The following is a 24,089-nucleotide window of genomic DNA, read 5'->3' on the forward strand; positions in this document are numbered from 1 at the left end:
GCGCCTTATCGCTCGGAATCGTCGAGGCGAACGCGCTCAACGTTATGAATCGGCAGCGCCAATTCGGTATCCTGGTCCAATCGGACGCGGACCTGCTCAAATTCGGCGTTCTGCGCGTCAGGATTGACCAGCTCGCTGATCACGCCGATTTCGCCGCCGTAAAAACCGTCGATAATCCGGACCGTGTCCCCGATTTCGAGCGGCTCGACGGGGCTGCTTTTCTGCGGTGTGTATTCGTCTTTGGGGATGACGATTTCCGGTTTGCGCGGATTTCCGTAACGGCTCGACAGTCCGGTCAGATAGGCGAACCTGATAATATTTTTCCCCAGCGCCAGCTGCGCCGGCGTCGCCATCCGGCCGCTGCCGATTCGATCGGTCAGGATGACCGGGATCGGCAGCGATTCCGCAATCGGGAGAAGATCGGCGGGGAGCGACCCGAGGATCAGTCCGCCCATCGATACCTTGACCGCGCGCTGGAGCGCCTTGGGGTCATGACAGGTATTCGCGAATACGACCGCGCCGGCGAAATCGAGCGTAATCGATTCGTTCGTGAGCGTTCCTTCTTCGCGATTGAAATCAACCGACATCAGGATACCCTGACCAAATTTCCCGTTCCCCCAGACGCCGCGGACGAGCGTCCCCTCCGTTTCGAGGCGGGCTCCGCGGTATGGGAGGATTTCGGTTACGATCCCGGGAAATCCGGCGACGCAGCGTTCCCGGTCGCGCGGAACGAATTCGAAGATCAGCTTGTTCGCTGAAAGGCCGAGGAATCGGCCCGACTTTTTCGCCAGAACGGTCCGCGTTTTACGTCCTTCGCGTTGGGCGACCGTGTCGCCGATGGAAACGAAGTCGCCGTCCTTAATCGTCAGGCAGGGACGAATGGGTTCGCCCGGGCTGAGTCCCAGCGCGTCGGAAAGCGAAAGCGCTTCATGCCGCGTCCAGACTTTCCGGTATGCGATAACGGTCGACGGATCGGTCGCCTGGCCCGGGTAGGCGACGACGGTCCCGTTTTCGGAAAGCGCGCGCGCCGTCCGGATCGTTCCCTGATGAATCGCGTCGCTTACGTTAGCCATCCAGTCTTCCTCCTTCGCCGATACGCCAGTCGCCGAGCTGTTTCTTTTCCAGTCGGAGGCGTTCGATTTCCGCCGCGCGGTCGTCTTTTTTATCAGTTCCGCGCTCGCCGCGCAGGTCGAAAATCAGGCCGAAGCTCCCACTTTTGAAGCCGAACGGGAGAAACGGCTGAATTCCCGGCGTGTCGACGCCGCGCGGAATCGAGAGCCATTCCAGCCGGTAGTTCTGACCGTAGTTCAGCGGGATCCGGTAGATTTCGCCAAACGGGATCAGGTACTCTTTTTTATCGCCGCCGGTGTTCTGGATACTGATCCGCATGGGAGCGGCGTTCTTCCGCGTCCAAAGCGAACGGTCGAGGACTCTCGGGCGGATGACCTTTCCCAGGTTCAGGTAGGTTGAGCTGTCCATGATATCCGCGGCGAGCTTCGGGTTGACATGCATGACGGTTCCGATCACGGCGGCGAGCCCGTTCATGTCGAGCAGGTAATCGATCGCGCCGTACGGACGAATCGCGTTCATCGCCGCCCGCAGCGACGCGCCCGGATCTTCAACGTTCCGCAGCCCTGATCCGGTCAGCAGGACGGCCGATAACCGGCCGGACGGCGGGAGCGAGAGGAAGCCGGAACGGAAAAGCGCGATTCGGATCAGCTCCTCCTTCAGCGCGATCTCGATCTCAGCGGCGTAGCGGTTCGCTGGGACGAGCTCGGGATAGAGCGATTTATTCAGGATATAATCGCGAATTTCGCCGGTTCTGATCTGGAAATCGATATGGGCCCGGATCGATTCGGCGTCGGTTTCCGAAAGAATTCCGGGAAGCGTTTTCCCCAGTCCGATCGGAACGGTTTTCAGCTTCAGCCTCAGGTCCATCGCCTGGGCGATCAGCGTCCGGTCGGCGCCGATATTGACGCCCAGAACGACCTGATGTTTCCGGATCAGGCGCGACAGGAGGCGGACGGAACGCCCGAACGCGAATTCGCCGGGAATGAACGAGGCGTTCGTCTGTTTTCGGAGCGTCTCGAATCCCGGGGCGCGGAGCGAAGCGTCCTTCCGGATCGTTTTCAGCAGGCAGTTCAGCGCGGGTTCGTCGCCGGGCTCGGTTTCCATGACGTTCGAGCCGAACGCGATATCGGAGATTTTCGCGAAGACGCGTTCGATTTCGACGCGCGTTTCGCTGTTTCCCAGGAAGAGGAGCAACGGCCGCTGTTCCCTGGTCAGGCTTTTACAGTACAGGAGGATCGTTTCGCCGATCCGATAGACGGCCCGACGCGCGCCGTTTTCGGTCCCGCCCGCGAAGACGATGATCCGCGGAGCGGCGGCGGTCAGGCGATCGAGCTGCTTCGCGGTCGAATATCCGTCGTCCAGCGCGCATTCGAGGATCGGGGTCGTTCCGAGCCGTGCGCAAAGCGAACGCAGCGCCGGGAGGCTCCCCGCCTCGCTCAGTCCGAAAATCGCGATCGCGGGATCGGCGATACAGGTATAAGAGGCGGCCGCCTGGTCGATCCCGCTGAAATCCGTCGCCATCGGCAGGATAAAATTCCCATCCGCGTCGAGGATTCTCTTTTTGACGTTTTTTTCGAGCTTTCGGACCGCGGCGGCGATCCCGACGAATTCGGAACGCTCGTGGTTCAGGTGCGTCGTTCGATCCGAGGCGGACCCGATAAAACGGTATTTCCCGGCACGAATCTCGAATAAGCAGGCGCGCGTATTGACCGTTCCGATGTCGATCGTCAGGACCGATTGCGGCAATGCGTTTGCAGCCGCCGTTTCGGGGTTTTCGACCGATTCCGGCGGTTGCTTCAGGACTCCGGGGCTCATGACGCGCTTCATGGCAGCAGGCCTCCCAGGATCGTTCGTCCCTCGCTCAGGAGCAGGTCCAGCCGATCGATCAGAACGATCGCCGACGAGATAAAAACGCCGGCGAAAATCGCGCCGAAAGCGGCCGCGACGAAAATTTCGCCGATCCGCTCCAGTGCAAAAAGCAGCTTGCCGCCGAAAGGTTTCCCTTTCAGGTTCGAAAAGACGCCTGGCGCGTCGCTGCGTTCCGACGCGACTTCCCGCGACCAGATCAGCGCGGTTATGACGCCAGCGAACGCGGCGATCGCTTCCGCCCATTGAACGCCGTTCCCGGCGGCGCTCGGCCCGCTCTTCGCGAACGGCGCGATCGTCGCCCCGAGAAGCGGAAGGAGCGTCCCGCTTATGGCGCCGGCTGACGCGACCGCGGTCAGCGCGAAAAAGCCGATTGTCAGCCATGGCGGATTCGCCGGCGCGTTCCTGTCGCGGTAGTGGGTAAAAATCAGGATCAGGATAAGCCCAACGCAGATTACGCTGACGATTCGCAGCTCAGGCTCAGCCCGATCGTCCAGCAGCGGCAGGATCAGGTACGGCGAGAAGACTTTTTCAATCAGGATCAGGATCAGCCCTGCCGCGATCGCGCCGCTTAAGATCGAACCGGCGAAGCGGAAAAGTCCGTTGTCGCCGAAGATCAGGCTGAAAATCAGGATCGACAGGATAAAACCGGCCAGGGTCATTATCCATTCCGCGGAGATCATCATTCGGCTCGATCCTCCTTCGATGGATTGGGTTTCTCGTCCGCCGTGTCGGAAAGGGCGTCGCCAGGCAGGTTCCGTTCGTCGGAATCGACGGTAATCGCGGAGGTCAACGGGATGCGGGCGGCGGAACCGATGAGGATTGCGCTCAGCGCCAACGCGATCAGGAACCACAACGCTGTCAGGCGCGCCGCGTTCGGATCCAGTTCGCCGCGGTAGGCGGCTTTCTCTTCCGGCGTCAGGAGCGACGCGGTCAGGACGCCGGCGCGTTGGAAGGGCCGCAGGATCGGCGCGGCCTGAGCCGAGCCGACGACGAGCAGTTTCGTTTCGGGTCGAAAGATACGGAATGCCTCGATCCAGCGCTGCGCGCGGGCCGCGTCCGCGACGATCAGGATGGCACCGGTCGCCGCGCCCTGACCCAAGTAGTCGCCGGAAGTCAGCGTCATCGCGCCGAGCGCCGCCGGGACGTACGAAACCGGAAGCGCGACGCCGTCGTCTGAATTCATGAAGAACGAGCGCGCGATCAGATACGCCGAATCGTTCGCGGCGATTAACGTTGGAAAAGTGTCTTTTCCGGTCAGCTCGTTGATGATCGACTGCGTTGTTGCGTTCAGCTCCGCCTCGTCGGCGAATCCGTAATCCAGGATGATTTCAAGGCGGCTCCCCGCGGGAAACGCGTTGAGCGCGTCATGAAAAGCGGCGCCGGCGGCGGCCCGTTCCGGCCGAATCGCCGGGAGTTCGATTTTCCCGCCGGAAACCCCGGATAAGATCAGCAGGACCCCGGCGATCGCGATCAGCGCGAACAGAACCATTGCCAGTCGGTTTTTCGTTCGGATCCGCGGACTGACGAACCCGCGGGTCCGCCGCTCTGAGTAAAAAACTTTTTGCAGGATAGACGCGACCATACGCTGCTGATAATCGGAGGGAACGGCGGTCGATTTGGGGACGCTCGACGCGAACGAAACGCCGACCACGCCCGGAACCGTCGGAAATTTCATGTCGCCGGTTTCAAAGAGGTTCCAGGGGATTTCTTCGCGGCTGTCGTTCGCCGGCGGCATGGGGATAAACGAATCGGGTTCATCCGGCGTTCTTCCGGGCGAAGTCAGCGGTTCCGGCGAACTGACGCGGTTTTCGTTTTCGATTTCAGCGCCGCGTTCAACGAGAACGCCCGGGCTCAGCGATTCGGCGTCGTTCAGGCTTGTCGAATCCGACGACCAGCTTTCCGCGATCGAATCGTAGACGGTCGGAGTGTTGTCGTCCGTGTCCGCCGCCGTTTCATGGAAAACGGCTGAAAACGGCGCGGCCGGTTCGACGGGACCGTCGTCTGGTGAGGACGCCGGCTCGTCCGCTTTGTCGGAGAATCCTGGTGTTTCGGTCGTTTTTTCGCCCGTCAGGCTGTCCAGGAAATCGTTGACGAGCGACGGCCCGTCGGAAGCGGCCGCCGGCTGCGCTGGACTCATCATCGGATCGCTTTCCGTTTCGGCTTTCGCCGAAACCGCCGGTTCGGGTTCGAGTTTGTCTTGCGGACGGTGGACGCTGAAATCGACAAATTCGCGTTCCTCGCCGCGCGCTTCCGCGGCGTCCCCGGCGCTTTCTCCGCTTCCATTTTGGAGCTCGCTCTGACCGTCAAGAAGCTTGGCTTCGCTTTTCGTCCCGGCTCCGGGATCGGCGTCGTCCCATTTCCGCTGAGGCCGGTAGCGGGAAAAGTCTTCGTAGTCCGCTTCCGGCGCGGCCGGATCCGGAGGCTGCGCTTTCGGCGCGGGCGTTCGATCGTTTCCCGCCGCGTGCGCCGGATTGAAGCGCGATTCGGAAACGGGTTTCAGCTTCCATTCCGGCTTTTTAGCCGGAGCGGAAGCGCTCGCTGACGGATTCGCGGACGCGTCGTCCCATTTCCGCTGCGGACGGTGAAGCGTGAAATCCGCGTAGTCGTCTTCGGACGACGCCGTTTTTCCGTCCAGCCGGACTTCCGCCTTGATTGTCTCGGACTTCGTTTCAGGTGTCGGATCGTCCTCCGGAAGATCTTCGCTCTTGCCGGCGGCTCCGTCAGGCCCGGACGTCTGGCCCGGCGGCGAAGGGATCGGCGTGTCGTCCCATTTCTGCTGCGGGCGATGCGTTTCGAAGGTCCCGAATTCGTCTTCGGTTTCGAGTTCGGCGATTTTCCGGTCCTCTTCTTCGATGTCTTCCGGGGAGGCGGCCGCGATTGGCGCCGCGTCCGGCGCGTCGGCGTCCTGAGGCGCGGCGGTTTTCTCGTCAGACGCGCTCGGCGCATGAATCGGACGGTTGAACGGCTGGTTGATCGTTTCCTTGATTTCCGGGAAGAGTTCGCCGAGGAGATCCGGCGCAGCCTCGCCGGAATCGCTCGCGGGAAGCTCCTGCACGGACGTTTCGCCGTCCGGTTCGGCTTCGGATTCAACGCCGGCGTAAAATTTTTTAAGCCAGTCAGGCGGCGAGCTCGCCGCTGACGACGAGGCCGGGACAGCGGAAGCGGCGGCAGGTTCCGAGCCGTTTCCGGTCGGGCGGAGGTCTTCGGGGAGCGTCTCAAAATTCGCGCCGCAGGTGGAACAGCGCTGCGCGCCGGGATCGTTCGTGCCACCGCAGACGCGGCAAATTAGTTTCATCATTCCCGTTCTCCGTATCGGCGGTTTTCCCCGGCCGGCGCGTTGGCGAAGAAGAGAACGCGGACTGAGCTGACGATCGCGCCGATCGCTAATCCGATCAGCAGCCCGGTAACTGCGCCGGTTGGCAGTGAGATCATGAACGACAGGGCTTTTTCGACCGGCTCCGGAAGCGCGAACCGGTCAAAGACGCCGCTGAAAAGGATCAGGAAGACGGCAGCGCTGATCAGGAACGTGGTTCGGAAGAGATTCGGCCTGGACTTCGCCGTGACGAAGAGGCCATAGATGAGCGACAGGCAGATCATTCCGGCGCAAACAGGTTCAATCGAGCGCCGGAGTGTCAGCAGGACTGACTGCAGGCCCGGATGATCGAACTGTTTTGTCAGCCCAATGATCAGGATGACAGTAAAAACGGTCAGCGTCGTGAACCGGTGAAGGAAGTTGGCGTTGCGTTCGCCCAGTTCGCGGACCTGAAAGCGCAGGAAATCGAGAACGCGCAGGAAGGTTACGGCGGCGATCAGCAGCGTTACGCCGCGAAGGAAGAGCTGGCGCGCGGCGACGACTTCCGGCGCGGCCGCGTAAAACGACGCCAGCGTCAGCAATCCGGCAGCGCCGCAGAGAAGAAGGCCGAACGAAGCAATTCTTTTCATGCGCTTATCCGAAGACCCGGAGAAAGACGACGCCGATGATCAGCGCGGCGATGACGATCCAGCGCATCGCGTCCATGACGATCAGCGTTCGCAGCGCGAACGGTCCCGCCGTCCGGTCAGCTTTCCGGACCAGCGCCGGCAGCGCGTAAACGCGTTCGCCGATAAACGTTTCTTCCGCGGCGACGATGCCGGCTGCCTGCGCCTGAAGGTTGTCTCCGGCGATCAGGACGCTTTCATTCGCCGCGAACGAAAAATCCTGAAGCGCGATTTCCGCGCCGGCGCTCCCGACCGACAGGTGCATCGGTTCATGCGTTTCGTCGATCGCGGTCAGCGTCACGGCCTGATGGCTGATCGCGTCGTTCCCGGCGGTCCGGACAGTCGTCGGCTCATATTCGGCGTCTGATTCAACGGCCCGGTATCCGGAACGCACGGCGCGTTCCAACAGCGCGCCGCCGAAACCATCGTCTGCGGTAAAGACCGGCGCGCTGTCGGCGGCGGCGACGCGGCGGGCGATTTGGTTCGCGCTTTCCAGCCCCGGAATCGCCGTCGCGGAGAACATTGTCGACGAACCGGAGCTCAGGTCAAAATGCGCTGCGTCGCCGCGTTCGAGCGATTCGGAAAGCGCGCCGGTCAGCGTTTTCCCGCATGCGCGCGCGGTAAACGAAGAGCCGCGGCGGCGAAGTTTCGCGAGCGTAGAGGTAAACGTCAGCGCCCCGGTCAGCAAAGCAGCCGTAAGAATGATAATGATTGAAAGCGCCGATAGTACCATGCGATTTTTAAGCTCCACAGGTTCCAACGGATTTTGAAACCTTGTTAATTATAAAGGGAAAGTATAGCATATCCTGACTGGAGCGACTTTGACAGGAATCACGGGTTCAGTATCCGTCTTGAGGGAAATGGCGGAATGTAATCAAAAAGAACTGACGCGTCCGGTATTTAAGATGATATTCGGTCTTCGGGCGATTCGCGTAGCCGGGATTGAAGAAGACAAAAAAAAGAACCCCGTCCGATTCTTCTCCGCTTTGAGCCGCGATCTCCGCCGGATAGACGAGGAAAACTGCCCGTGTTATAATTTTTTGTGCCGAAGGTGGGAATCGAACCCACATACACAAGGTACACGATTTTGAGTCGTGCGCGTCTGCCAGTTCCGCCACTTCGGCTCTGATTTTTTATTGTACACAAAAACCGAATTCGGGTCAAGGAGATTTGTCGTTCCATGAGATTAGGGATTATCGGATTGCCGCAGAGCGGAAAAACAACGTTATTCAACGCCGTAACCCGCGGATCACAGCCGACAGGCGCAATTACCGGGAAAATCGAGATCCACGACGCGGTCGTCGACGTCCCGGACGGACGGGTCGACGCTCTGACGGAGATGTTCAAGCCGAGGAAGAAGATTTACGCGAAGGTGAATTATGCCGATATCGCCGGGCTCGACGGGAGCGCCGGGAAGAGCGGGATCTCGGGCGAGCTCCTGAACAAATTGGCGCAGATGGACGGGTTTATTTTAGTCGCGCGTGCGTTCGAAAATGATCAGGTTGTCCATCCGGCCGGTTCGGTCGATCCGGAACGCGATATTCGGACGATGGAGGGGGAGTTTATCCTGAACGATCTGGTCGCCTGCGAAAAGAAGCTGGAGCGGCTGAGCGACGAGCGTCGAAAGGGCGGCGGCCGGGATAAGGCGCTGATCGATCGGGAGATCGAACTTTTCGGACGGCTCCGCGGGACGCTTGAGGAGGAGAAGCCGCTGCGCGGATTGACGCTGACCGCGGACGAGGAAAAAACGATTTCGGGCTACGGACTGCTGTCGCGGAAGCCAGTCCTGATTCTTGTTAATTTGGACGAAACGCAGCCGGTCCCCGTAATTTCTTATCGTCAGGATCAGACGCGGATCGACTTTTTCCGCGCCAAGATTGAAATGGAACTGGCCCAGATGGCCCCGGAGGACGCGGCGATTTTTATGAACGAGTATGGAATTGCTGAACTGGGGCTGGATCGGGTGATCAGGCTGTCTTACGACCTGCTGGATCAGATGTCGTTTTTCACCGCCGGTGAGGATGAGTGCCGTGCCTGGACGGTCCGGAAGAACGCGACCGCCCCGGAAGCGGCCGGCGTGATCCATACGGATCTCCAGAAGGGATTTATCCGCGCGGAGGTCCTGGCGTACGACGACCTGATGACGCTTGGGAGCTACGCGGAAGCGAAAGCGAAAGGAAAACTCCGGCTGGAGGGAAAAGAGTACCGGGTTAAAGACGGGGATATCCTGAATATCCGCTTTAACGTATCTAAATAGGGAGTTTCCTTCTCGACAGCGTCAGGATCGTCCAGACGAGCGATACGGCGAGAACGCCGAACAGGATCTTCCGGATCGTATCTACGGGCAGCGGCTTCGGATTCGGAACAAAAGCGCGTTCGAGCTCGGCGGCCATGATTTCCTCCTGATTTGAGGCGTTTAATTCTTTTTCCGCGAGCTCGACGGCCGCGGGATCGTCCGCTCCGTTAGGGCCAAGTCCGGTCCGGTCGTCCGGAAATTTCCGCTCCGCGAGGAGGAGAACTTCCATTTTCGGCGTTCCGCCGCGGACGCCCTGGGATGAAAAGTATTGCGGTTCGGCGGCGGTTGGTTCAGCCGCGTTTTCGATCGCGGCGGAGACAGCCCCGGACGCGACGCTTTCGAGCGAATAATCGACGACGTCGTCGTCAGGCGGATCGATTGATTTGGAGACAAGTTCGACCGGTTCGCCGGCGAACGGCAGTACGGTTTCCCTCGGGGAATTTCCCGCGAATGGGAAAACGGTCAGGATGACGATCGCCAACGCCGCCGCAGCCGCGCTGGCGCGGAAGAGCGGGAAAAGCCGTTCGAGAAGGTTCGGTTTCCGGGCCTGCGCCGCTTCGGCGCGCGTCAGGATATATTTCCTCGGCGCTTTGGTTTCCCTGAGCGCGGCAAATTTGGATTTGACCGCGATCAGTTCGTCCAGTTCGGCGGCTAACGACGGATCCTGAGATAAACGCTGCGCAAAGGTTAACATTTCCGAATCGTTCAGTTCGTGATCCAGATAGCTGTTCAATAAAATCAGGTCTTCATCTTTGCGTTTCATATCGATCCATCCGTCCTCTCATGATTCAGACGTTCCTCGCGGTCAAAAAGTTCCCCTTTCGTTTTCAGGCAATCGCGCATTTTCCCGCGTGCGCGGAAAAGCCGGCTTTTGATCGTCCCCAGCGGGACGGAAAGGATCTCGGAAACGTCCTGATAATCTAATTCCTGAACGTCGACCAGCGTTAAGACAGCGCGGTAATCGGTCGGAAGACCGTTCAGGCAGTCCTCCAGCGCGGATACGACTTCGCGCCGCTCGCTCAGCGTTTCCGGCCCGTCCGTTTCGTCGGCCATCCATTCAGCGTCTTCGATCGTTTCGCCCTCCTCGTTTGGAGCGGCCGGTTCTAACGGGATCGCCTGACGGCGGCGGGCCCGGCGGAGCTCGTCATAGGCGGCGTTGGTCGCGATCCGCAATATCCAGGGCTTGAAAACTTCGCCGCGGAAGGTTTCGATTTTCTGCCAGGCGGAGACGAAAGCGGTCTGGGCGACGTCGTCGGCAGCGGCCCGGTCCCGTACGATCCGAAGCGCGGTATTATACACGGCGTCCTGGAAACGCAGCACGAGTTCGTTAAACGCGTCGAGGTTCCCGCGTTTGGCGCGGAGGACGAGGGTCAGGTCGTCGCTTTCAAGTCTCATGAGTCGCTTCCGGCTCTCTTCGTTCGTTTCAATTGCCGAGAGCTTCGAGCGCGCCCCAGTTCGGGCCGCTTCGGGCTTCGGTTGTCAGCGGGATCGAAATCGATACCGCGTTTTCCATCGTCTCCTGAACGAGGCGGCGGGTGTCTTCGAGCTCCGCAGGAGGACATTCCAGCATCAGTTCGTCATGCACCTGAAGAATGAGGCGCGCTTCGAGGCGGGATCCTTTCAGCCGCTGAGCCAGGTCGATCATGGCTTTTTTCATGATATCGGCGGCGCTTCCCTGGATCGGGGCGTTAATCGCTTCGCGTTCTTCGCGGGCGCGGAGGTTCCGGTTCATTTCCGTCTTCAGGTTCGGGAAGTAACGCCGCCGCCCCATCATCGTTTCAACGAAGCCCTGTTCGGCGGCCTGCGCCTTGAGCCCTTCGAGATAGGCGTTGATCCGGGGAAACTGCGTGAAGTAGATTCTGACGAATTCGGACGCGTCCTGACGCGAGAGGTTCGTCGACCGGCTCAGCCCGAACGAGCTCATCCCGTAAATCAGCCCGAAATTGATCGCTTTGGCGTGCCGGCGCATGTCTTTCGTGACGTCGGAGAGGGGAACGCCGTAGATCGCCGCCGCCGTCGCCGCGTGAATATCCTGACCGGCGCGGAACGCGGCCAGCATGTTTTCGTCCTGCGACAGGTGCGCGATGATCCGGAGTTCAATCTGACTGTAATCGACGGAAAGGAGCGTCCAACCCTCCTCCGGAACGAACGCGCTTCGGACTTTTCGTCCCAATTCGGTCCGCGTCGGGATATTCTGTAAATTGGGGGAGGAGGAGGCGAGCCGTCCGGTGACAGTCCCCGTCTGGTTGAACGAGGTATGGATGCGTCCCGTGCCCGGAACGACTTCAAGCGGGAGGGCGTCGACGTACGTGCTCTTCAGCTTGGCGATTTCGCGATTTTCGAGAATCAGCTCGATGACTTCATGCGTCCCGGTCATTTCTTCCAATACGTCGGCGGCGGTCGAATAGAGCCCGGCGGTCGTCTTTTTCGCCGCCGGCGGCGGATCCAGCTTCAGGTCCTGAAAGAGCGCGACGGAAAGCTGCTGCGTTGAGTTAATATTGAACGAATACCCGACGCAGTCGTAAATCGCGTTTTCGATTTCGATCAGGCGGGCGCTGAAGACGCGCGAGAGGTCGGAAAGCGCGCTGACGTCGACGCGGATTCCGTTCCGTTCCATTTCGACCAGCACGGGGATCAGCGGCGTTTCAAGCGTCCTGTACAGCCCGGCGGCGTTCCGGCCGTCGAGCGCTTCGCCGAGCGACTTTTCGAGCTGGAGCGTCTGATCGGCGTCCGCCGCGGCGTACGGCGCGGCCGCCTCGATCGCAACGTCGGCCATCGAGATCTGATTTTTACCCTTTCCGATCAGCGCTTCGATCGGCGTCATTTCCGAATCGAGAATGACGCGCGCCATCGCTTTCAATCCTAACGAGGTTGATCCGGGATCGAGGACCCATCCGGCGATCATCGTATCGAACAGCTCACCGGCGACGGTGAAGCCATGGTTTTTCAGGACGATCAGGTCATATTTGATATTGTGGCCGACCTTGCGGATCGACGGATTGGCGAGAATCGGGTTGAGGACTTCGCTGACCCGTTGGATCGACAGCTGCGGATCGGGGCTGTGATGCCCGACCGGGATATAGTATCCGACGTTGGGCTCGACTGAAAAGGAAAGTCCGACCAGCTCCGCCGCCATGGCGTTCTTCGCCGTCGTTTCGCTGTCGAGCCCGATCGTTTCCGCTTTGGAAAGGCGGCCGGCGAGTTCGGCTAATTTTTCTTCGTCGTCGACGACGATCGTCCGCGTGGCGCAATGTTCCAGTTTCGCGCCGTTCCCCTCAGGCGTAGACGCGTTTTCGATTCCGAAGAGCCCGAGCTGGCCGTCGGGCTGCGGCTGGAAATCGCCGGCGACGGCTTTCAACCGCGGGATCAGCGTCCGGAATTCCATCATGCGGAAGAATTTATCGGCGGCTGGATAGGCGGCCCGGGTCACGTCGGCGGCGTTGAAGTCGATAACGACGTTGAGGTCGGTTTTAATCTGCGCCAGTTCGCGGCTCAGCGTCGCACTCGCGCGGTTTTCTTCGAGTTTTTTACGCGCCGCGCCTTTTATTTCTTCGAGGTTTGCGTAAACGCCGTCGAGCGTTTCGAAGCGGTCGAGGAGGGCGACGGCGGTTTTCGGTCCGATCCCGGGGACGCCGGCGTAATTATCCGAGGGATCGCCGACGAGCGCTTTGTAGTCGACGACCTGATCCGGACGAACGCCGAGATAGGCTTTGACGTCCGCCGGCCGGTACGCCTTCAGCTCGGTCAGCTTTCCGCCGGAAAGGTCGACGGTAATCCGATCGGAAACGAGCTGGAGGAGGTCGCGGTCGCCGGTAATGATCTTGACGTCGATCCCACTTTCGGCGGCCTCAAACGCTGCCGAGCCGAGGAGATCGTCGGCTTCGAAGCCCTCGCGTTCGAGCCGCGGGAAGCCGAAAACGTCGACAAGCTCGCGCATCCGGTCGACCTGCGGGCGCATGTCGTCGGGCATTTTGGCGCGCGTGCCTTTATATTCGGGATGCAGCTCGTTTCGGAAGGTTTTCCCTACGTCAAACGCGACCGCTAAATAGTCCGGCTGGTCCCGTTCCAATACGCGGAGCAGGATGCTCGCGAAACCGTAGGTCCCGGCGGTCGGTTCGCCGAACGACGTTGTCCAACGAGAATTGCCGCCGCCGGCGGTCAGGGCAAAATAGGCGCGGTACGCTAACGCGTGTCCGTCGAGTAAGACCAGACGCTTCGTCATCGGTCAGCGTTCCATGCTGATTGTCTGGTCTTCCCACCGGTGCCAGGTTGAAAACTTTTCCAGGATCACTTTTCGTCCTTCGCCGGGATAATCGAGCCCCATCGCGGCGAGATCGGCGTCGACCATGATCCGAACGAGGTCGTGGAACTTGATTTTCGGTTCCCAGTTCAGGACCTTTTTCGCTTTCGCCGGATCGGCCAGCAGGTAATCGACCTCGGTCGGGCGGAAATAACGGCTGTCGATTTTGACGTAATCCTGCCAGTCGAGGTCCATGTAGCCGAAAGCTTCCTGAAGGAATTCGCGGATCGTGTGCGATTCGCCGGTTCCCAGGACGAAGTCGTCGGGATGTTCCTGCTGAAGGATCAGGTGCATCGCTTCAACGTATTCCGGCGCGTAGCCCCAGTCGCGTTTCGAATCGAGGTTGCCGAGGTAGAGCGTGCGTTGGAGCCCGGCGACGATCATCGCCAGCGCGCGGGTAATTTTCCGCGTCACGAACGTTTCGCCGCGCCGCGGGCTTTCATGGTTGAAAAGGATGCCGTTGGTCGCGAACATGTTGTAACCGTCGCGGTAGTTTCGCGTGATCCAGTAGGCGTAAAGCTTGGCGGCGGCGTAGGGGCTCTGAGGCTCGAAGGGGGTCAATTCGCTTTGCGGCGGTTTCGCCGAACCGAAGAGCTCGCTGGTCGACGCCTGATAGAAGCGGGCGCGCGAATTCGTTTTACGCATGGCCTCTAAGATCCGGATGGTCCCGAGGCCGGTCGTGTCGCCGGTATATTCCGGGATGTCGAAGCTGACGCGAACCTGCGACTGGGCGGCCAAATGGTAGATTTCGTCGGGCTGGACCGAGTAGATAATATTATGAAGCGCTTCGCTGGTAGCGATATCGCCGAAATGCAAAAAGAAGGGGATCGGCGCGACCGGATCCTGCGACAGGTTATATAAATGATCGATGCGGCGCGTGTTGAACGAGCTGGCGCGGCGAACGATGCCATGGACCTCGTAGCCCTTCGCGATCAGGAGTTCGGATAAATACGAGCCGTCCTGGCCGGTGATTCCGGTGATTAACGCTTTTTTCATAAGGTTTGGTCTCCTTGCCGTCGAAATCCGCGGCGTTTTTTTACGTGTTCCTCTCTCAGCTGATTCGAATTGTATCATAAGCGCGGCCGGCGTTCCTCGCCGGAATCGCGCCTTAAAAACGGCGAAGCGCCGACGCGCCGCGTTAACGATTTGTAAGAACCTCTGGAGAGGCGGTTTTCCCCCGAACTTTTGATATAATTATATCGATTAAAAATCGGGCCCTCCCGATCTTTTAAAGTATGAAGGTCCGCAAGGGCAATGGGAAGGGCTGCAATTTAAGGATTTTATATGCCGGTATATCAGTATCATTGTGAAAACTGCGGATACGCGTTCGATCAATTTCAGCATTTTACGGACGACGCTTTAACGGTCTGCCCGAATTGTCATCAGGAAAGACTGCGCAAGGTTTACAGTACGGTCGGGATCGTTTTTAAGGGGAAGGGCTTTTACGCCACGGATCATCGCTCTCCTTCTGGCCAGATTAAATCGCATGATCATGCGTCGCCGGACGCGGTCGAGGCGAAAGCCGGAGCGTCCGCGAGCGAAGCTCCGAAGACTGAAACGAAAGCCGCCGAGCCGGCCAGATCGTCGGAAGCGACCGCTTCAGCGGCATAGAATACGGAGAAGGGAGAGAGAATCATGGCTCAGTCAAAAAAAACGCAATCCATCAGCAGGGATGACGCCGCCAGCCGGCAGGCGCAGAACCAGAAGAAAAAGACGCGCCGGACGTTGAGTATTTTGGGTACGGTTATCGCCGTCATCCTGATCGTCAGCATGGTTTTATCGATGGTCCGGTTCGGCGGGTAGGGCGGCCGTTCCAAGGAACAGAAGCGCAACGCCCCATCTGACGACAGTGGGGCGTTGCAGTTCTGTTTAAAGTCTTTTTTTAATCAACCGCGGCCAGCTCGATCAGGAGCGAGGTAAAGTCGCAGCCCTGGACGACGAAAAGCATTCGATTCAGCGCGACGCCGGCGTACATCAGCTCGTCGCCGCCGGCCTCGAAGCTTTCGTTCAGCTGCGCCAGCATGAGGTTCAGGTTCGGAATCCGCGCGATCAGGTAGCGCGGATCGACGTCGACGCGGAGCTTTACCCGGTATTTCCGCTCCGGGTCCAGCCCGGCGAGCTTAAAGCGGAGCCAGCCGAGATTCGCGAAATTCAGGCATTGATAATATCCGGCGATCGCGCGTTTCCAGTCTTTTCCGACGACGATCCAGCCGGCGTCGTTCCCTTCGAACGGACTCAGGAGCCGGTAGAAATCGCCGCCATGGAGAAGCTCGCGGTTCGCTTTCATGAAGCGGACCTGATCTTTAACGCGTTCGAATTCCTCGGGCGTGAGGTGATTCAGGTCCAGCTCATACCCGAACGTTCCGAAGCAGGCGACGTTCGCGCGCGTTGAGAGCGGGACAATGCGTCCGGTCTGCTGATTCGGGACGGCGGAAACGTGCGCGCCGATCGAGCTCAGCGGGTAGCCGTAGCTCGTGCCGTACTGGATCCGCTGGCGTTCGTAGCCGTCGGTGTTATCGCTGCCCCAGGTCTGCGGCGCGAAGTAAGTCATTCCCAGGTCGAAGCGGGCCCCGCCGCTCGAACAGGATTCGAAGAGAATTTCCGGGAACTCGGTCGTCAGCCGCGTATACAGGTCGTAGATGCCCAGGATATTTTTATGGAAGACCTTTCCCTGATCCTCCGGCGCGGTCTGATTCGAGTAGCATTCGGTGATATAGCGGTTCGAATCCCATTTGATATAGGAAATTTTTGATTCGCGCAGGATCGCGGCCAGCTGCGCATGGATCGCATCGACGACTTCTTTCCGCGAAAAATCGAGGACGTATTGGAAACGGCTGGGAGAGCGAAAGCGGTTGGGCGCGCCGAGAACCCAGTCCGGATGGGCGCGGTAGAGATCGCTGTCCGGATTGACCATTTCCGGTTCGATCCATAACCCGAACTTCAGCCCCATCGCTTCGATCTTTTCCGATAGGCCCTTGATCCCGGACGGGAGTTTCTTCGTATTGGCGACCCAGTCGCCCAGCCCGGCATGTTCGTCGTTCCGGGCGCCGAACCAGCCGTCGTCAAGGACGAAGAGTTCGATTCCGGCTTCTTTCGCTTTCTCCGCGATTTTCAGGATCCGTTCCTCGTCGAAGTCCATTTCGGTCGCTTCCCAGTTGTTCAGCAGGATCGGCCGCGGCCGGTCGCGCCAGACGCCCCGGACGATTCGCGTCCGGATCAGGTCGTGGAACGCCTGGCTCAGTCCGTTCAACCCGGCGCAGCTGAACGCGATCAGCGCTTCCGGCGTCTGGAACGATTCGCCGGGCTGGAGCCGCCAGTCAAAATTATCCGGGTGGATCCCGAGTAAGACGCGCGTCGTTCCGTCAGTGGCGCATTCAACCTGACCCAGATGGCTGCCGCTGTAGACGATATTGAACCCGAGCGCTTCGCCGAGATGCTCGGTTGTTTCCGGGCGTTTCAGGATAAAGAACGGGTTCATTTCGGCGCTGCTGGACCCGCGCATGCTGTAATTCGCCTGGATCCCGTGTTCGAGCCGGCGCGTCCGGACGCTGCGTTCGCGCGCCCAGGCGCCGGTAAACGTCAGCATCTCATAATTCATGTCGGGAAGATCGAGGGCCATCGATAACGCCCGGGTCAGCGTCACCGCTTCCGCGCCGCCGTCCAGCTCGAATTCAGCGTTCCGCGCCAGGATCGGCAGCTCGGCGTAAATCGAATAGGATAACTTCAGCGTCAATCCGGTTACCTCATCGTCGAGGTTTAAAATCAGCGTTTCTCCTTCGCCGTCGCTCTCCATTGTCGCGGCGGGAAGCGGCGCGAGGCTCGGTTTCCCTTTCAGGATTTTGTAAGAACTGAATTTGAACGCGCTGATCCGGCTGCCGTTCTGCTGTTCGACTTCGAACGCGGGCGAACGGAAATCGGTCGTTCCGTACGATGGATATTCCTGCCGGGTCTGGTTCAGGCAGAGGCGCGACGGTTCGGGCGCGTTAAACGCCGTCATTCCGCGGATCGCCTCTTCATGAAGATGGGCGAACGAGGGACGGTCCTGGATCGCTTTCCCGAAATACAGGTTTTCGATCTGACCGTTTTCCATAACGGTCAGGATATAGCTGAAGAACCGGCTGCGGAGATGGAAGGTTCTGGCGTCGGGAGATACGTTGATGAGCATGGGTGGGGTCCTCCTTTAATTCTTTATCACGAGGCGAACGGTTTAGGACGGAAATAATACGTTTATTGTACCATTCACGAGGCGTCAATGGACGATTGACGAAGTTCAGGCTATGCCCTGCGACTGTGCGTCCCCGATTTTTTGCGGTGGGTTTCCCTGATTTAAGAGGATTCAACCGCCGCGGGCTTTACAGGATGAAACAATTCTATGAGCTATAATAAGAATAATGAAAAAGTGTCGTCACTGGCGACACAATTGAGATGGGCAAACCACCTCAAGATTATGTCTGCATGCAAGATATTCGCACGCAGCGTCTTGACGGGCTGGGCCGGTTCAGCGTCCTAAATTTTCCCGGATCGCCATTGCGCAGATTTCAACCGCTTCCGTCAGCTCCGATTCTTCGATAATCAACGGCGGGTTGAAGTACAGGACGTTCCCCAGCGGCCGGAGGAGCAGCCCGTTTTCCAGCGCGGTTTGATAAATCTGGTATCCGACGCGTTCTTCCGCAGGGAACCCTTCCTTCGTCTCCCGATCCTGAACCAGCTCCAACGCGTGGACGAGGCCGAGATGGCGGATTTCGCCGATATTCGGATGATCGGAGAAGGTATCGTTCATCAGTTCGGTCAGGAAGCGGGCGCGCCGGGCGGCGTTCTCGAGGATCGGTTCTTCGCGGAAGATGGACTGCACGGCGAGGGCGGCGGAACAGCCGAGCGGGTTGCCGCTGTAGGTATGGCTGTGCATGAAGGCTTTCCCTTCGTTATAATCGGCGTAGAACGCGTTATAAATTTCGTCGGTCGTAATCGTGATCGCCATGGGCATATAGCCGCCGGTCAGTCCTTTCGAAACGCACAGGATATCGGGACTTACGCCGGCATGGTCAAACGCGAACATCTTCCCGGTTCGGCCGAATCCGGTCGCGATTTCGTCGGCGATCAGGAGGACGCCGTACCGGTCGCAGAGCGCGCGCAGCTTCGTCAGGAACTGCGCCGGATAGATGCGCATGCCGGCGCTGCCCTGCAGCAGCGGTTCGACGATGATCGCGGCGGTCTCGTGCGCATGTTCCGCGAAGGCGGCTTCCGCTCCGGCGAAGCATTCCGTTTCGCAGCTTTCGCGCGTTTTCCCATAGCGGCAGCGGTAGCAGTCCGGCGCTTCGACCTGGATCGTATCCATCAGCATCGGCTGATAAATCTTCGCGTACAGGTCCATCGCGCCGACGGACAGCGCGCCGATCGTTTCGCCATGATATCCCTCCTCGAGGCACATGAACCGGGTTCGTTCGGGACGTCCGGTCTGGTACATGTACTGGAAGCTCATTTTCAGCGCGCATTCGACCGAGGCGGACCCGTTGTCGGAAAAATTGAACTTCGTCAGTCCGGACGGAATGATCTCCAGGAGCTCTTCGCAGAGGCGGATGACCGGTTCATGGGTGAAGTTGGCGAAGATGACGTGTTCGAGCTGGTTCAGCTGGCGCTGGATCGATGCGTTAATTCTGGGGTGGCAGTGTCCCAGCAGGTTGCACCACCAGGAGCTGACGATATCGATATAGGAACGGCCTTCGCTGTCGTAGAGGCGGACGCCTTCGCCGCGGTCGATGACGATCGGTTTCAGCAATTCATAATCTTTCATCTGCGAACAGGGGTGCCAGATCATGGAAAGGTCTTTTTGAACGAGCTCTGTGGTACGTGGGTTCATCGGTTCTCTTTTCGTTCTCAGCTTTGATACGGTATTTCGTTTATCCTACGACCGGAGCGAACGCGGCGAGGAGACCGTCGAGCTCCGCCTCGATTTCGTTTGCGTTCGGGGCGATGGTCCCGATGACCCGGACGCCGGTTAATTCCTCGATCATCGCGCGATTGTCGCGCGTAAACGGCGAGGCTTCATAGCGGTTCAGGATCATTCCGCGCGGGTCGAGCCCTTTTGAACGGGCGTAGGCGACGGTCAGCACGGTATGATTAATCGTTCCCAGCCCGGCGTCGGCGACGATCACGATCGGAAGCGCGAGCGCATGGATAACGTCTTCCAAGAGGATTCGCTCCCGATCGTCCCAGCGGATCGGGCAGACGATCCCGCCGCTCCCTTCGGCGACAAGGACGTCGAAACGGCGCGACAGCGCGGCGAAATCGGCGGCGACTTTTTCGAGCGAGACCGGTCCGCCTTCGAGCTTTGCGGCTAAATGCGGCGAGACCGCGGTTTCGTACAGGTACGAGATCAGCGATTCGGGACGGTCCGGAAGCCCGCTCAATCGACAGACCTCGCGCGCGTCGCCGGCGGCGATCGTCCCGTCTTCGAGCCGTTCGTTCCCGCTTGCGGCCGCTTTATAGTAGCCGGCGTTTCGCCCGCTTTCGCGAAGCTTTTTCAGCAGCAGCCCGGCCGCGTACGTTTTCCCGACGTCCGTACCGGTCCCGGTGATAAAAATGCCCTTAGTCATGGCAGAGCTCCGGTTTGTATCCGAGTTCATCGATCATCTCCATATCAGTTTCGATTGAGTATCCCGCCGTCGTGAGCATGTCGCCGGAGATCACGGCGTTCGCGCCGGATCGGAAACAGGCGCGCCCCTTATCGGCGATCAGTCCGCGGCCTCCGGCGAGCCGGATCGCGGCTTCGGGGTTGATAAAACGGTAAACGGCGACGATCCGCATCCGCTCTTCATCGTCGAGAAGCCGGTTCTTTTCGAACGGCGTCCCGGGAATCGGGTTCAGGAAGTTGACGGGAACGGAGCGGACGCCCAGCTCGCGGATATCGATCGCCATGTCGATCCGGTCCTCGACCGTTTCCCCCAGCCCCATGATCCCGCCGCAGCATAAGCTCAGCCCGGCGGCGCGCGCCGCCTTGAGCGATTCGATTTTCTGGTCGTAGGTATGCGTGGTGCAAATCTGCGGAAAGAAGCGGCGCGACGTTTCTAAATTGCAGTGAAAGCGCGTCAGTCCGGCGGCTTTCATCCGGTCGAACTGGTCCCGGGTACAGAGGCCGATCGAAGCGCAGACGTTAACGTCGGTCTTTTCATGGATCGCGCGGACCGTCGCACAGATATGATCGACGTCGATCGGCCGGAGCTTCCGTCCGGAGGTGACGATCGAGAAGCGCAGCACGCCTTTCGAGGCGTCGGAAACGGCGGCGCCGACGATTTCCTTCCTTCCCAGCATCGGGTATTCTTCGGCGCTGGTATGATAGAAGGACGACTGCGCGCAGAATTTACAATTCTCGGAACATTTTCCGCTGCGCGCGTTGATGATCGTGCAGATATCGAACCCATTGCCGCAGAAAACCTCGCGCAGCCCGTTCGCGGCGGCGGTCAGCTCCGCGAGCGGTTCGTCGTAAAGTCGGCGCGCGGCGGCGGCGTCAATTCTTTCGCCCCGTTGAATCCGATCGGCGACGTCGTGAGAATAGGTCATTCGCAATAACTCCTTTTTAAGGATTGTCTGGGCTCTCGGTTCCCGTCCGGGATTCGTCGGAGGGAAGCCGGATCGAAACTTCGCCGGTCGATAAGGCGGCGGTTTCGTTTCCGGCGGAATCGTCGTAGCGGACGATGAGCCGGAAATCGTCGTCGATCGCGAGCGCGGTCGCCGGGCGTTGGGTCCGGCCGTCGTCGGTCAGGATGCGTTTCCCGATCAGGAGCGAGCGTTCACGGTACGCGGCGAGGTACGCCTTCGCGGGAAGGTCGTCGTAGTACGTCCGGAAACGGGCGAGGAACGTCCCGGCGATCCGGCTCCGGAGTCCCTGGAGCCCGGTTTTCCGCGCCAGCGCGCTTCCGGCGATTTCTTTCAGCTCGTCCGGCCAGCCGCCTTCCGGCTCGGTAAGGTTGATCCCGACGCCGAGAACCGCGTAATCGAGACGTCCGCTTTCGAGGTTCAGCGACGCTTCGGTCAGGATCCCCGAAACTTTTTTCCCGTTCATGAAAATGTCGTTGACCCATTTTATCTTCGTTTCCCCGCCGCAGCATGTCTCGAGCGCTTCGGCGACGGCGACGGCGGCCGCCGTCGTTATCAGGAGCGACTGACGTGGGTCGATCGTCGGGCGCAGCAGTAAGCTCATATAGATACCGCTTTGTCTGGGGGAATAAAAAGAACGATTGAGGCGTCCGCGGCCGCGCGTCTGCGTCTCGGCTAAGAGGACGGTCCCTTCCGGAGCCGCTTCCTCCGCCCGCCGGCGCAACCCGTCGTTTGTCGAATCGATCGATTCCAGGACGACGACGTTGTAATCGGCGCGGATCGGCCCGGGAAGCTCCGCCAGAATCGCGCTGACGGAGAGACGGTCAGGCTCGCCGAGGAGACGATAGCCGTTATTCGTAATCGCGTCGATTTCGTAACCGTCCGCGCGCAGCTTTTCGACCGCTTTCCAGATTGCGCTGCGGCTGACGTTGAGTTCGTCCGCGAGTTCGTTCCCGGAAAAATAAGAATCCGTCCGGGCGCGGAGGCAGCTTAAAATACGTTCGGAAAGTTTCAAGGGGCCCTCTTTATTCTTCACCTGTTATACACTCATTTTTTAAGATTGTCAACCTTCGAAAAGGCAGAGTTGACAATCGTGGCTTTATTTCTATAATAGGGGAAGCTTTTTTGCGGCGCTTTTTTCGCCGGGGGTGGATTTTATCGTTCATGAAGGGACGTTTCATATGCGAAGAGTCCGGTTCAGCCTGAAGGCTGCCGTCGTTCTGACAGCGGCGCTGTCATTTTTATCGGCATCTGTCCGCGTTTCCGCGCGCCCGATCGTTTTTCGGACGTCGTTTCCGGGCGGCGATATTCCGTCGATCGATCCGTCGCTGGTTGAGGAGCCATACGGGATTCAGCTCGTCGACGAGCTGACGGTTGGGCTGCTGCGGATGAACGAGGAGACGCTGAAGCTCGATCCCGGAATTGCGGAGCGATACGAAATCAGCGAGACTGGCAATACGGTAACGTTTTACCTGCGGACGGACGTTCCCTGGGTCCGGTATGATTCGGAGCGCGGCGCGGTCGAGCGGGTTGTCGACTGCCGCGGGGCGGCGAGGTTCGTGACCTCGGCGGATTTCGTCTATGGGATCGAGCGGACGCTCCGGCCGGAGACGGCGGCTCCGTTCGCGTTCCTGCTGAATAAGGTTGTCGCCGGGGCGGCGGCGTATAACGATGGGTCGAATCCGGACTTCGGCGCGGTTGGGATCCGGGCGATCGACGAACGGACGCTGACCGTCGATCTCGTCAGCGCTTCGCCGTACACGCTGAATATCCTGAGTCTGTGGATGTTCCGTGCGGAACCGGGATGGCTGATCGAAGGGGACGACTGCACGGAGGCATACGGCGACCGCTGGGCGGAAACGGACGCGTTCCAGGGCTATGGGCCGTTTACGCTGAAATCCTGGACGCATGACGCCGAACTGACGCTGATCCGGAACCCGTTCTGGCCGGCGAGCGAAGCGATCCCATCGGCGCGGATCGATGAAGTGACGATGTTGATGATCAGCGAGACGAGCGCGATCGCCGAATATGAAGCGGGGAATCTCGATTACGCGATCGTCGGATATTCAGACTACGATCGGCTGGAGAGCGATCCCTGCTATGCGGACGCGCTGGTCGGGAAGCCGCTGAACGTCGGGACGGAGGCGGTTTTATTCAATCATCTGCTGCCTCCGACGGACGACGTCCGCGTCCGCCGGGCGCTGTCGCTGGCGATCGACCGGGCGGCGGTTGCGGCGGCGCTGAAATCGGGAACGCCGGCGCGGTACTGGATTCATCCGAGCGCGATCGGCGCGCCGGACCCCGGGACGGCGGACGAATTCGGCGCGGAGACCGACGTATCGCGGGCGAAGGCGCTGATCGACGATTATTGCGCGGAAAAGGGTATCGAGCCGGGCGAGCTGACGCTGACGTATTATTACAGCTCCAGCGATTTGCATCAGATCCGGGGGCAGGTTTTAGCGGAGATGTGGCGCGGCGCGCTGGGGATTAACGTCGTCCTGGAGAACAGCGACTGGGGCGTTTTCAAGGATGTCCGGAAGGAAGGCCGGCACCATATTTACCGGACTGCCTGGAACCAGGATTATCTCGACGCGAATAACTTTACTGCGGACGTATTCCTTTGTCCCGGCGGGTATTACCAGCCTTCGACCGATTGGCCGATGGAGGGCTGCGCGGAACCGTTGGACGCGGATCCGCTGTATACGGCGTACGCGGAGCTTCTCGATTCGGCGGCGTCCGAGCGAGACCCGGCGCGTCGGGCGGAGCTTTACGCGCGGAGCGAAAAAATCCTGATCCGCGAGGCGGCGATCCTGAGCCCGATCAGTTATAACGACGCGACGTACCTTCTGAATCCGATTTTTCAGGTTCCGACGACGCGAACGGGGTACGACCGCTGGGAAAAATGGGGCGTGGTCCCGGAACGCGAGCCTTTTACGGAGGATTGATTCCCGGCGGCGTCCGGGGCGGGCTGATATAATTCTG

The 24,089-nt window shown here is 59.7% G+C and carries 18 protein-coding genes and 1 tRNA gene; 3 read left to right on the forward strand and 16 right to left on the reverse strand.

The features are described from left to right. Positions 1 to 5 precede the first annotated feature (5 nt). From BEQ56_03520 to BEQ56_03550, 7 genes are all read right to left on the reverse strand, one after another. On the reverse strand, positions 6 to 1,073 hold the full coding sequence (locus BEQ56_03520) for a hypothetical protein (GenBank protein ID AOH42626.1): 1,068 nt from the start codon (positions 1,071 to 1,073) through the stop codon (positions 6 to 8). Further along, on the reverse strand, positions 1,066 to 2,898 hold the full coding sequence (locus tag BEQ56_03525) for a hypothetical protein (GenBank protein AOH42627.1): 1,833 nt from the start codon (positions 2,896 to 2,898) through the stop codon (positions 1,066 to 1,068). The genes BEQ56_03520 and BEQ56_03525 overlap by 8 nt, the downstream gene beginning before the upstream one ends. Then, positions 2,895 to 3,623 (reverse strand): hypothetical protein, encoded by a 729-nt coding sequence (locus BEQ56_03530; GenBank protein AOH42628.1) that lies wholly within the window; start codon positions 3,621 to 3,623, stop codon positions 2,895 to 2,897. The genes BEQ56_03525 and BEQ56_03530 overlap by 4 nt, the downstream gene beginning before the upstream one ends. After that, complete coding sequence (locus BEQ56_03535; GenBank protein ID AOH42629.1) at positions 3,620 to 6,238, reverse strand: hypothetical protein; 2,619 nt, start codon at positions 6,236 to 6,238, stop codon at positions 3,620 to 3,622. Before BEQ56_03535 ends, BEQ56_03530 begins: the two co-directional genes overlap by 4 nt. Further along, on the reverse strand, positions 6,235 to 6,882 hold the full coding sequence (locus BEQ56_03540; GenBank protein AOH42630.1) for a hypothetical protein: 648 nt from the start codon (positions 6,880 to 6,882) through the stop codon (positions 6,235 to 6,237). Before BEQ56_03540 ends, BEQ56_03535 begins: the two co-directional genes overlap by 4 nt. A 4-nt stretch (positions 6,883 to 6,886) precedes the next feature. Further along, a complete protein-coding gene (locus BEQ56_03545) occupies positions 6,887 to 7,651 on the reverse strand; it encodes a hypothetical protein (GenBank protein AOH42631.1) in 765 nt (254 codons plus the stop codon). A gap of 307 nt (positions 7,652 to 7,958) precedes the next feature. After that, positions 7,959 to 8,042, reverse strand: a tRNA-Leu gene (locus BEQ56_03550). 56 nt (positions 8,043 to 8,098) lie between these two features. On the opposite strand from BEQ56_03550, the gene BEQ56_03555 reads away from it, so the two are divergent. After that, on the forward strand, positions 8,099 to 9,175 hold the full coding sequence (locus BEQ56_03555) for a redox-regulated ATPase YchF (GenBank protein ID AOH42632.1): 1,077 nt from the start codon (positions 8,099 to 8,101) through the stop codon (positions 9,173 to 9,175). Here BEQ56_03555 and BEQ56_03560 read toward each other — a convergent pair. The 4 genes from BEQ56_03560 to BEQ56_03575 are packed head-to-tail and all read right to left on the reverse strand — an operon-like array spanning position 9,168 to position 14,510. Continuing rightward, the gene (locus BEQ56_03560; protein ID AOH42633.1) at positions 9,168 to 9,977 is read right to left on the reverse strand and encodes a hypothetical protein; all 810 of its coding nucleotides are present in this window, start codon (positions 9,975 to 9,977) and stop codon (positions 9,168 to 9,170) included. The two genes, BEQ56_03555 and BEQ56_03560, sit on opposite strands and share 8 nt — an antisense overlap. Then, on the reverse strand, positions 9,974 to 10,609 hold the full coding sequence (locus BEQ56_03565) for a hypothetical protein (protein ID AOH42634.1): 636 nt from the start codon (positions 10,607 to 10,609) through the stop codon (positions 9,974 to 9,976). The genes BEQ56_03560 and BEQ56_03565 overlap by 4 nt, the downstream gene beginning before the upstream one ends. Before the next feature lie 28 nt (positions 10,610 to 10,637). Continuing rightward, the gene (locus BEQ56_03570; GenBank protein ID AOH42635.1) at positions 10,638 to 13,436 is read right to left on the reverse strand and encodes a DNA polymerase I; all 2,799 of its coding nucleotides are present in this window, start codon (positions 13,434 to 13,436) and stop codon (positions 10,638 to 10,640) included. Positions 13,437 to 13,439: 3 nt separating this feature from the next. Beyond that, complete coding sequence (locus BEQ56_03575; protein ID AOH42636.1) at positions 13,440 to 14,510, reverse strand: GDP-mannose 4,6-dehydratase; 1,071 nt, start codon at positions 14,508 to 14,510, stop codon at positions 13,440 to 13,442. Positions 14,511 to 14,798: 288 nt separating this feature from the next. Here BEQ56_03575 and BEQ56_03580 point away from each other — a divergent pair, with 288 nt between their 5' ends. Beyond that, positions 14,799 to 15,125, forward strand: a complete 327-nt coding sequence (locus BEQ56_03580) for a hypothetical protein (protein AOH42637.1) — start codon at positions 14,799 to 14,801, stop codon at positions 15,123 to 15,125. A gap of 271 nt (positions 15,126 to 15,396) precedes the next feature. On the opposite strand, the gene BEQ56_03585 is transcribed toward BEQ56_03580, so the two are convergent. The 5 genes from BEQ56_03585 to BEQ56_03605 form a co-directional block, all read right to left on the reverse strand. Then, on the reverse strand, positions 15,397 to 17,679 hold the full coding sequence (locus tag BEQ56_03585; protein ID AOH42638.1) for an alpha-galactosidase: 2,283 nt from the start codon (positions 17,677 to 17,679) through the stop codon (positions 15,397 to 15,399). Positions 17,680 to 18,012: 333 nt separating this feature from the next. Continuing rightward, the gene (locus BEQ56_03590; protein AOH42639.1) at positions 18,013 to 19,371 is read right to left on the reverse strand and encodes an adenosylmethionine--8-amino-7-oxononanoate transaminase; all 1,359 of its coding nucleotides are present in this window, start codon (positions 19,369 to 19,371) and stop codon (positions 18,013 to 18,015) included. 40 nt (positions 19,372 to 19,411) lie between these two features. Next, a complete protein-coding gene (locus tag BEQ56_03595; protein ID AOH42640.1) occupies positions 19,412 to 20,107 on the reverse strand; it encodes a dethiobiotin synthase in 696 nt (231 codons plus the stop codon). Continuing rightward, complete coding sequence (locus BEQ56_03600; GenBank protein ID AOH42641.1) at positions 20,100 to 21,071, reverse strand: biotin synthase BioB; 972 nt, start codon at positions 21,069 to 21,071, stop codon at positions 20,100 to 20,102. Before BEQ56_03600 ends, BEQ56_03595 begins: the two co-directional genes overlap by 8 nt. A gap of 16 nt (positions 21,072 to 21,087) precedes the next feature. Continuing rightward, a complete protein-coding gene (locus tag BEQ56_03605) occupies positions 21,088 to 22,122 on the reverse strand; it encodes a biotin--[acetyl-CoA-carboxylase] ligase (protein ID AOH42642.1) in 1,035 nt (344 codons plus the stop codon). Positions 22,123 to 22,255: 133 nt separating this feature from the next. On the opposite strand from BEQ56_03605, the gene BEQ56_03610 reads away from it, so the two are divergent. Next, positions 22,256 to 24,052, forward strand: coding sequence for a hypothetical protein (locus BEQ56_03610; protein ID AOH42643.1), 1,797 nt, complete (start codon positions 22,256 to 22,258; stop codon positions 24,050 to 24,052). Positions 24,053 to 24,089: the final 37 nt, after the last annotated feature.

This window comes from Anaerolineaceae bacterium oral taxon 439 (genome assembly GCA_001717545.1).
GTDB lineage: Bacteria > Chloroflexota > Anaerolineae > Anaerolineales > Anaerolineaceae > Flexilinea.